We start from the raw sequence: 5878 nt of genomic DNA, 5'->3' as shown, positions 1-5878 counted from the left end.
TTTCTTCTGAAAAACAGCCTACAGTTTGCCTTTATTCTGTACTTTCACCCGAATTTTTCCTAAAAATCGCACCGAGATAGGATCGCAGGCCTAGAATCTGGCTAGGACCACCCACTCGCACTGTCGCAGGAGTAGCCATGTTCTCTTTGGTGAGCGCAAGCTTTACGCCGTCAACGACGGCTATCGGCTCAAATGTTTTTCTCACGGCACTTGCCGGAATTCTTCCGCTCCTGCTGTTCTTCGTCCTTCTAGGCGCTTTTAAAGTCAAGACGCACTGGTGCGCATTGATTTCACTGGTTGCTGCACTACTTATCGCCGTCCTTGGCTACAAGATGCCACTGAGCATGAGCCTTTTGGCAGCAGGCGAAGGCATCGTCTTCGCTCTGATCCCGATCATCTACATCATCATTGCCGCAGTGTGGTTGTACAACCTCACCGAGGTTTCGGGACGTTCCAAAGATCTACGTGCTGTTTTTAATACGATCGGCAAGGGCGACATTCGAGTCCAAGCACTGATCATTGCTTTCTCTTTCTGCGGTCTACTCGAGGGCCTCGCAGGTTTCGGTGCGCCCGTGGCAATCGTTGCCGCGATGCTTGTCTCACTTGGCCTTCCCCCGGTAAAGGCTGCTGTTGTGACCATCGTTGGCAACGCGATCAATGTTGGTTTTGGCGCAATGGCAATCCCAACAACGACTGCTGGCCGTTTGGGCGGCCAAAACCCCCTTGTGGTTGCAGCCAATATGGGTCACCTGTCCTGGATTTTCGCCTGCTTCATTCCTCTCCTTCTCTTGTGGATCCTTGATGGGGGCCGAGGCGTTGCCCAGCTGTGGCCGATCGCTCTGATTTCCGGCGTTGCGACCGCTGCCGGGCATTTCTTCACCTCAGAGTTCTCCTATGAGCTGACCGCTGTCCTTGCTTCACTTCTGGGATTGGCCGCTTCTTACATCTTCCTCTTGGTGTGGACCCCGAAGACGCCCGATGACTACCGTTCTGAGAGCACTCAAGAGGATCGCCCCAATGCCTCGCGCATTACCTTGGCACTTCTCCCCTATGTGTTGGTTGTTGTCGTCATTGCTATCACCAAGTTGTGGAAGATCGGCGCCGATATTGATGCCATCTTCAAGTCGACAGACATCAAGATCCCAGTCCCTGGATTACAGGGAGAATTGGTAGATTCTGCAGGCAAGGCAGTTTCTTCGACGATCTACACCTTCCAGTTCCTCTCTAACCCCGGAACCTGGATCTTCGTCACTGCCCTAATCGTTGCTTTCGTTTATGGTCGTACCAGTTCGGGCGGCCGTTACCCCATGACCTTCGGAAAGGGAATTGCAACTCTCTTCAAGACAATTTCTACCTTGAAGATTTCTATCCTGACGATCTGCTTGGTCATGGGCTTGGCGTACGTCATGAACCTCTCCGGGCAAACAGGGGCGATCGGTACCGCTCTTGCAACAACCGGCGTGTTCTTCGCCTTCCTCTCCCCCATCCTCGGTTGGTTGGGAACAGCTGTCGCAGGATCGGCAACCAGTGCCGGTGCACTTTTCGCCAACCTTCAGTCCACTGCCGCACAGATCGCGGGACTCGATCCATCGACTTTGCTTGCAGGCAACACGATTGGTGGAGGTATCGGCAAGATTGTGTCGCCGCAAAATCTCACCATCGCAGCGACCTCAATCAACGAGCCCGGAAGCGAAGCAGAAATTCTCAAGAAGGCGGCCCCCTATTCCATCGGATTGCTGCTCATCTTGTGCGTCTTGATCTTCCTCGCGTCGCAAGGATATTTGGGTTCCTATATGCCCATTGCTTAAGATCGTTGGGCTCGCAGTCTTCTGGCTGCGAGCCCAAGGAATACTTGAAGAGAGAGGCGCTATGCCGAAGTCATTGCGATCCTTGGCAGTTCTCAGTGTCATCATCACGCTTCTTACGGGATGCATTCCCTTCGGTTCAAACGCCACGCAATCGCGTTTACCCCAGGACCCACGTTTTGCCGAGTTCACCTACGAAACTGACGGCGAGATCAAGGTCCAAGAGCGCACCGATTCCTTCAACGAACGGATGCCCGGGCTTCGTGCAACGCAAGGACACGTCGTGGCAGCCAATTTCCCAGAAGGGTGGCTCTTACCCTCACCCGACCATCACTTATGGGTAACAGGCGTCGCAAGTGTTCCTCCTGAGACAATCCAGATGCTTGCCAATGGAAGCGGCGGAAATAACGCACTTCTTCCCGGTATCTATCCAGGCCTCTACGAGTACGTTCCCCAAAACTGCCACTTTTTCACTGTTCCCTCCGATCATGCGAATACTGTGCTCCGAACTGATAAGAACAACACTCAATCGAACTGGGGGTCATTCGAAATCACAAGCTTTGCGGCTTCCTCGGACTGTAACCTCATCATCGTCACTGGCGAAGGAATCAGGGGCTAAGAAAACACCTTTCCCCAGCTGAGCACTCTCTCGGAGTAAAGAGAAGCCCAACAGACTTCCTTTCGCAGATACGGGAACTACTACCCGGCCTCGTGAACCCAGAAGGCCGGGTCTTCGTTTTTCACGTACCGCAGCGTCGTAAAACTGAAAAAGGAAAGGATACTCTGTCTTAAGTTGCATTTTCGGCGCTACAAATCACTTAAGAGAAGCCTCCATTTCAGCGATCGACTTCTACGACTTTTCCGCACGAAATCAACAATTCTGGCCCCCGTCTAGAAAAGGGCTTACACATTACCCCCCAATGGGACCTCAGACCCAGCCATACTTTGAGAAATAGCACCTACGAGAAAGGATCTCCCAGTGCGTATCGCTCTCTTCTCAACTTGCCTGGCAGACGTCATGTTCCCCCAGGCAGCCCAGGCGACAGTGTCACTGCTTGAACGACTGGGCCATGAAGTTGTCTTCCCCGAAGGCCAGGTCTGCTGCGGCCAGATGCATGCCAACACCGGCTACTTCGAAGATGCCGCCAAGATCACTCGCAACCACGTTCGAACCTTCGAACCCGTCCTTGACGGCGAATGGGACGCAATTGTGGTTCCTTCTGGCTCTTGCACGGGTGCCGCCCGACACGAACAAAAACTCGTCGCTGAGCACGTTGGCGATGATCAGCTCGCAAAGCGCTCCCAGCAGATCGCCGCACACACCTACGATCTCACTGAGCTCATCACCGATGTCCTGGGCCTGGAAGATGTCGGCGCATACTTCCCCCACACCGTGACATATCACCCGACCTGTCACTCACTGCGCGTCGCACGAGTGGGAGATCGCCCTTACCGCCTGCTTCGCGCGGTGGAAGGTCTAACACTTATTGACCTTCCCGACGCTGAGGTTTGCTGCGGCTTTGGTGGCACCTTCTCCATGAAGAACTCCGAAACCTCGACTGCGATGCTTGCCGACAAGGTCTCAAATGTCATGTCAACACACGCCGAGGTTCTGGTCATGGGTGATTACTCCTGCTTGATGCACGTCGGTGGCGGCTTGTCTCGACTGAACTCGGGTATCCGCCCGATGCACCTCGCAGAAATTCTTGCATCCACCAAGGACAAGCCTTTCCTTGGCAACATTTCATTCGCTCCAGAAAGCGCACAGGTGATCTGAAATGTCTGAGACCTTCATCGGTATGCCCGGGGTTGCCTCGGGCGATGACTCCAATGCCGCGGTTCACACCGGAGGATGGCGAACGACAGTTGAGATCCCCGAAGACACTCTTCGCTGGGGTCCGACTTTCCCCGAGGCCGCGCATAAGACCCTTGCAAACACTCAGATGCGTCGCAATCTGGGCCACGCTACCCGCACTATTCGCGCTAAGCGTGGTCAGCGCGTCGCAGAAATGCCCGACTGGGAAGATCTGCGTGACGCTGCAGAAGCGATCAAGTTTGAGGTCGAATCTCGACTCCCTGAACTTCTGGAAGAATTCGAGCGCAATGTCACCGCACGTGGAGGCATAGTCCACTGGGCACGCGATAAGCATGAAGCGAATCGCATCATCGCGGACATCATTAAGTCCAAGGGCGTCGACGAAGTCGTCAAGATCAAGTCGATGGCAACCCAGGAAACGAACCTCAACGAATTCCTGAAGGACGAAGGTATTTCCGCACGCGAGACCGACCTGGCAGAAATGATCGTCCAGCTTGCTGACGATATGCCCAGCCACATTGTCGTTCCTGCAATTCACCGTAACCGTTCCGAGGTTCGTGGCATTTTCCTCGATCGAATGGAAGATGCCCCGCGTGATCTTTCTGATGATCCCCAGGAATTGACTGCCGCCGCACGCGCACACCTTCGTAAGAAGTTCCTGCACGCCAAGGTCGCGGTTTCAGGTACCAACATGGGTATCGCTGAAACTGGAACCGTGTCGGTCTTCGAATCGGAAGGTAACGGACGCATGTGCCTGACCCTTCCCGATACGCTCATCACATTGATGGGTATCGAAAAGCTGGTTCCTCGTTACCAAGATATCGAGGTCTTCTCCCAGCTTCTCCCCCGCTCTGCTACGGGTGAGCGCATGAACCCCTACACCTCGATGTGGACGGGCGTGACTCCGGGTGATGGCCCGCAGGAATTCCACCTGATCCTGATGGATAACGGACGCACCAAGACTCTTGCAGATCCCATTGGCCGCGAAGCCCTTGCATGCATCCGTTGCGGTTCCTGCATGAATATCTGCCCGGTCTACCAACACACTTCGGGTCACGCCTACGGTTCGGTCTACCCCGGCCCCATCGGCGCGATTCTCACGCCACAGCTCACTCAAGGCTTGGATGAGAAGGATCCTGTCCACACTCTTCCCTTCGCGTCTTCTCTGTGCGGTGCGTGTGGTGAGGTCTGCCCGGTCAAGATCAAGATTCCGAACATTCTAATCCATATGCGTGCCCGCACCGTGGACGTTAAACACAACATCGTGCCTGATATCTGGGACTTGGCGATGGATGCTTCAACCCCTGTCATGTCCAATTCAAAGGCATGGGAGCTGGCTACGACCGGCGTCAAGGCAACTCGCATTGCCAAGAAGAAGGGAAAGATCGGTGCTCTTCCCTTCCCGGCGTCTCTGTGGACCACTGCCCGCGATCTTCCGGTCGCCCCTAAGGAAACATTCCGCCAGTGGTGGCGGCGTACTCACCCCGACTCAGATGCCTCGGCCCCACGCACCGATGCGCCGGCGAAGGATATCCCCTTGGCAAGTGAGCACGGAATGACTACTCACACGAATACTGAGGAGGCCTGAGATGGTTATGGATGCGAAGACCGCTATCCTCGCCCGTGCGCGCGAGGCCATTGAGCGTTCGCAAGAGGGACGTCCCGTTCGTGAAATTCCTCGTAACTACATCCGCGAAGGCCACCATGCCCCCGGCTCGGATGAAGTCGTTGCTGAGATGATTGAGAAGCTTGAGGATTACTCAGCGCAGGTTGTCGAGGCACGCGATGATCAGGCAATTGAAGATGCGATCGCAAAGTTCCTTTCCGAGGCCAAGGCTTCCTCGGTTGTCGTTCCCACAGGCCTCGATGATCAGTTCAAGAAGGCGGCTGGACGCGATAAGCGAAAGGTACGTGAGGATTCGCGCGAGAACGCTATTCCGACATTGGAATTGGATGCAATCGATGCCGTCGTGACTCGCACTCGCGTCGGGATTTCCATCTCGGGAACGATTATCTTGGACGGTGAACCTGATCAAGGACGCCGTGCGATCACTCTTGTTCCCGATACTCACGTGGCAATCCTGGAACGCTCCGCGATCGTTCCGACCGTGCCACAGGCCGTCGATATCTTAGGTGAGCATCCCGAGCGCCCAACAACTTGGATCGCCGGTGGGTCTGCAACTTCAGATATCGAATTGGTTCGAGTCAATGGCGTTCACGGTCCTCGTCACCTGCGAGTGATCATCGCACACTAAGC

5 protein-coding genes are annotated in these 5878 nt (G+C 54.9%); all 5 read left to right on the top strand.

Annotation, left to right across the window (positions count from 1 at the left end):
• Window positions 1-137 precede the first annotated feature (137 nt).
• The 5 genes from RW023_RS08290 to RW023_RS08270 all read left to right on the top strand — a co-directional run bounded on the left by RW023_RS08290 (window position 138) and on the right by RW023_RS08270 (window position 5876).
• Complete coding sequence (locus RW023_RS08290) at window positions 138-1808, top strand: L-lactate permease (RefSeq protein WP_315580742.1); 1671 nt, start codon at window positions 138-140, stop codon at window positions 1806-1808.
• Window positions 1801-2424: a hypothetical protein gene (locus tag RW023_RS08285; RefSeq protein ID WP_315580741.1), complete on the top strand. Its 624-nt coding sequence runs from the start codon at window positions 1801-1803 to the stop codon at window positions 2422-2424. The genes RW023_RS08290 and RW023_RS08285 overlap by 8 nt, the downstream gene beginning before the upstream one ends.
• Before the next feature lie 360 nt (window positions 2425-2784).
• Window positions 2785-3582 (top strand): (Fe-S)-binding protein, encoded by a 798-nt coding sequence (locus tag RW023_RS08280; protein ID WP_315580740.1) that lies wholly within the window; start codon window positions 2785-2787, stop codon window positions 3580-3582.
• A gap of 1 nt (window position 3583) precedes the next feature.
• Entirely contained in the window at window positions 3584-5209 is a 1626-nt protein-coding gene (locus tag RW023_RS08275; protein WP_315580739.1) for a LutB/LldF family L-lactate oxidation iron-sulfur protein, read from the top strand.
• A 7-nt stretch (window positions 5210-5216) separates the two neighbouring features.
• Window positions 5217-5876: an LUD domain-containing protein gene (locus tag RW023_RS08270; RefSeq protein ID WP_315580743.1), complete on the top strand. Its 660-nt coding sequence runs from the start codon at window positions 5217-5219 to the stop codon at window positions 5874-5876.
• The last annotated feature ends 2 nt before the right edge of the window (window positions 5877-5878 follow it).

Origin of the sequence: uncultured Actinomyces sp., from assembly GCF_963542285.1 — a bacterium.
Classification (GTDB): Bacteria; Actinomycetota; Actinomycetes; order Actinomycetales; family Actinomycetaceae; genus Pauljensenia.
The sequence above is the reverse complement of the archived record's forward strand: the minus strand, read 5'-3'. Positions and strand labels throughout refer to the sequence as shown.